Below are 3,872 nucleotides of genomic sequence, written 5' to 3'. Positions count from 1 at the left end.
GAGCCTCAAGGGTTGGCTGTTTTATTTTATTGTATTCGGCATTAAGCCCAATTTCTTTAGCGTTACGATAAAGCTAGCATGGAAACGATAGGTGCAAGCAAGTTAAGGGTTGCATCGCGCATGTCAATCTAGGCTATACCCTAACTGGATGTCAGGCAAGGCCGCGCCGCTTCGTCAGAATAGAGTCATCTTTCGCATTATTTGACACATGCCCGCGAAGGTTATAGATTTCAGCCTGACAGAAACGGGGTTTGAGGCGCAACGGAACAGAAAGTGCACTTAAGCCGCCTTCAACCAAGGAGACATCGTGCAGGGGCACCGCATCGGCTACGTCCGGGTCAGCAGCTTCGACCAGAACCCGGAACGCCAACTGGAACAGACCCAGGTGAGCAAGGTGTTCACCGACAAGGCATCCGGCAAGGACACCCAGCGCCCCCAGCTCGAAGCGCTGCTGAGCTTCGTCCGCGAGGGCGACACGGTGGTGGTGCACAGCATGGATCGCCTGGCCCGCAACCTCGACGACCTGCGCCGCCTGGTGCAGAAGCTGACCCAGCGCGGCGTGCGAATCGAGTTCTTGAAGGAGGGGCTGGTATTCACCGGCGAGGACTCGCCGATGGCCAACCTGATGCTGTCGGTAATGGGGGCCTTCGCTGAGTTCGAGCGCGCTCTGATCCGTGAGCGGCAGCGCGAGGGTATCGCCCTGGCCAAGCAGCGCGGCGCGTACCGGGGCCGCAAGAAGGCCCTGTCCGACGAGCAGACTGTTACCCTGCGGCAGCGGGCGGCGGCAGGTGAGCCCAAGGCGCAGCTCGCCCGCGAGTTCAACATCAGCCGCGAAACTCTCTACCAGTACCTCCGCACGGACGACTGACACATGCCGCGTCGCTTGATCCTCTCGGCCACGGAGCGGGACACCCTGCTCGCGCTGCCGGAAAGCAAGGATGACCTGATCCGCTACTACACCTTCAACGATTCCGACCTGTCACTGATCCGCCAGCGGCGCGGCGACGCCAACCGTCTGGGCTTTGCGGTGCAACTCTGCCTGCTGCGCTACCCCGGCTATGCGTTGGGCACTGACAGCGAGCTGCCCGAACCGGTCATCCTGTGGGTGGCCAAGCAAGTCCAGACCGATCCGGCGAGTTGGACGAAGTACGGCGAGCGCGATGTGACCCGTCGCGAGCACGCTCAGGAACTGCGCACCTACCTTCAACTGGCCCCGTTCGGCCTGTCCGACTTCCGCGCCCTGGTGCGCGAGCTGACCGAACTGGCCCAGCAGACCGACAAGGGCTTGCTGCTGGCCGGCCAGGCGCTGGAGAGCCTGCGGCAGAAGCGACGCATCCTGCCGGCGTTGAGCGTGATCGACCGGGCTTGCTCGGAAGCCATTGCGCGAGCCAATCGGCGGGTCTACCGCGCCCTGGTCGAACCACTCACGGACTCGCATCGGGCCAAGCTGGACGAGCTGTTGAAGCTCAAGGCCGGCAGCAGCATCACCTGGTTGACCTGGCTGCGCCAGGCACCGCTGAAACCCAACTCTCGGCACATGCTGGAACACATCGAGCGGCTGAAGACATTTCAGCTGGTGGACTTGCCCGAAGGCCTTGGCCGGCACATCCACCAGAACCGCCTGCTCAAGCTGGCCCGCGAGGGTGGGCAGATGACGCCCAAAGACCTTGGCAAGTTCGAGCCGCAGCGACGTTATGCGACCCTGGCCGCCGTGGTACTGGAGAGCACTGCAACCGTGATTGATGAGCTGGTGGATCTGCACGACCGCATCCTGGTCAAGCTGTTCAGCGGCGCGAAACACAAGCATCAGCAGCAGTTCCAGAAGCAGGGCAAGGCGATCAATGACAAAGTGCGCCTGTACTCCAAGATCGGCCAGGCGCTGCTGGAGGCCAAGGAAGCCGGCAGCGACCCCTATGCCGCCATCGAGGCGGTGATTCCCTGGGACGAGTTCACCGAGAGCGTCAGTGAGGCCGAGCTGCTGGCCCGGCCGGAGGGCTTCGACCACCTGCACCTGGTCGGCGAGAACTTCGCCACCCTGCGCCGCTACACGCCGGCCCTGCTGGAGGTACTGGAGCTGCGCGCCGCCCCGGCCGCACAAGGCGTGCTGGCAGCCGTGCAGACCCTGCGCGAGATGAACGCCGACAACCTGCGCAAGGTGCCGGCCGATGCCCCCACCGCCTTCATCAAGCCGCGCTGGAAGCCGCTGGTGATCACCCCGGAAGGCCTCGACCGGCGCTTCTACGAAATCTGCGCGCTGTCCGAGCTGAAGAACGCCCTGCGCTCCGGCGACATCTGGGTCAAGGGCTCGCGGCAGTTCCGCGACTTCGACGACTACCTGTTGCCGGCCGAGAAGTTCGCCGCGCTCAAGCGGGAACAGGCCCTGCCGCTGGCGATCAACCCGAACAGCGACCAGTACCTGGAAGAGCGCTTGCAGCTGCTGGACGAGCAGTTGGCCACTGTCGCCCGCCTGGCCAAGGACAACGAGCTGCCCGATGCCATCCTCACCGAGTCCGGCCTGAAAATCACCCCGCTGGATGCGGCGGTGCCGGATCGGGCGCAGGCGCTGATCGACCAGACCAGTCAGTTACTGCCGCGCATCAAGATCACCGAACTGCTGATGGACGTGGACGATTGGACGGGCTTCAGCCGCCACTTCACCCACTTGAAGGACGGGGCCGAGGCCAAAGACCGGACGTTGCTGCTGTCCGCGATCCTCGGTGATGCAATCAACCTCGGACTGACCAAGATGGCCGAGTCGAGCCCCGGCCTGACCTACGCCAAGCTGTCCTGGCTACAAGCCTGGCATATCCGCGATGAAACCTATTCGGCGGCCTTGGCCGAGCTGGTCAATCACCAGTACCGCCATGCCTTCGCTGCCCATTGGGGCGACGGCACCACCTCATCCTCCGATGGCCAGCGCTTCCGCGCTGGCGGCCGGGGAGAGAGCACCGGGCACGTCAACCCGAAGTACGGCAGCGAGCCAGGACGGCTGTTCTACACCCACATCTCCGACCAATACGCGCCGTTCAGCACACGCGTGGTGAATGTCGGCGTCCGAGATTCCACCTATGTGCTCGACGGCCTGCTGTATCACGAGTCCGACCTGCGGATCGAGGAGCACTACACCGACACGGCCGGTTTCACCGATCACGTCTTCGCCCTGATGCACCTGCTGGGCTTCCGCTTCGCGCCACGCATCCGCGACCTCGGCGAAACCAAACTGTACGTGCCGCAGGGCGTGCAGGCCTACCCGACGCTGCGCCCGCTGATCGGTGGCACCCTGAACATCAAGCACGTGCGCGCTCATTGGGACGACATCCTGCGCCTGGCCAGCTCGATCAAGCAGGGCACCGTTACCGCCTCGCTGATGCTGCGCAAGCTCGGCAGCTATCCGCGTCAGAACGGCCTGGCTGTCGCCCTGCGCGAACTGGGCCGGATCGAACGCACGCTGTTCATCCTGGACTGGCTGCAAAGTGTTGAACTGCGCCGCCGCGTGCATGCCGGCCTGAACAAAGGTGAGGCGCGCAACTCGCTGGCCAGGGCGGTGTTCTTCAACCGCCTTGGGGAAATCAGGGATCGGAGCTTCGAGCAGCAGCGCTACCGGGCCAGCGGCCTCAACCTGGTGACGGCGGCTATCGTGCTGTGGAACACGGTGTACCTGGAGCGCGCCATCCAGGGGTTGGTCGAGGCCGGCAAGCCGGTGGACGGCGAGCTGCTGCAATTCCTGTCGCCGCTGGGCTGGGAGCACATCAACCTAACCGGCGATTACGTCTGGCGGCAGAGCCGCAGACTGGAAGACGGGAAGTTTCGGCCCCTACGGATGCCCGGAAAACCTTAGCGTACGATTTTTTCCGAATTCTGCGGGCTCCCCT

At 63.8% G+C, this 3,872-nt stretch carries 2 protein-coding genes; both read left to right on the top strand.

What is annotated here, in order from left to right:
- Positions 1 to 307 precede the first annotated feature (307 nt).
- Positions 308 to 868, top strand: a complete 561-nt coding sequence (locus tag HW932_RS21330) for a recombinase family protein (protein ID WP_033958617.1) — start codon at positions 308 to 310, stop codon at positions 866 to 868.
- A 3-nt stretch (positions 869 to 871) separates the two neighbouring features.
- A complete protein-coding gene (locus tag HW932_RS21325; protein ID WP_176978462.1) occupies positions 872 to 3,838 on the top strand; it encodes a Tn3-like element TnAs1 family transposase in 2,967 nt (988 codons plus the stop codon).
- The last annotated feature ends 34 nt before the right edge of the window (positions 3,839 to 3,872 follow it).

Source organism: Allochromatium humboldtianum, assembly GCF_013385175.1.
Classification (GTDB): Bacteria; Pseudomonadota; Gammaproteobacteria; order Chromatiales; family Chromatiaceae; genus Thermochromatium; species Thermochromatium humboldtianum.
Note: the sequence above shows the minus strand (reverse complement) of the source record. Positions and strands in the feature narration are given on the sequence as shown.

Coding starts and splice junctions, on each gene's coding strand:
- HW932_RS21325 (WP_176978462.1), top strand. CDS start 872: ATGCCGCGTCGCTTGATCCTCTCGGCCACGGAGCGGGACACCCTGCTC.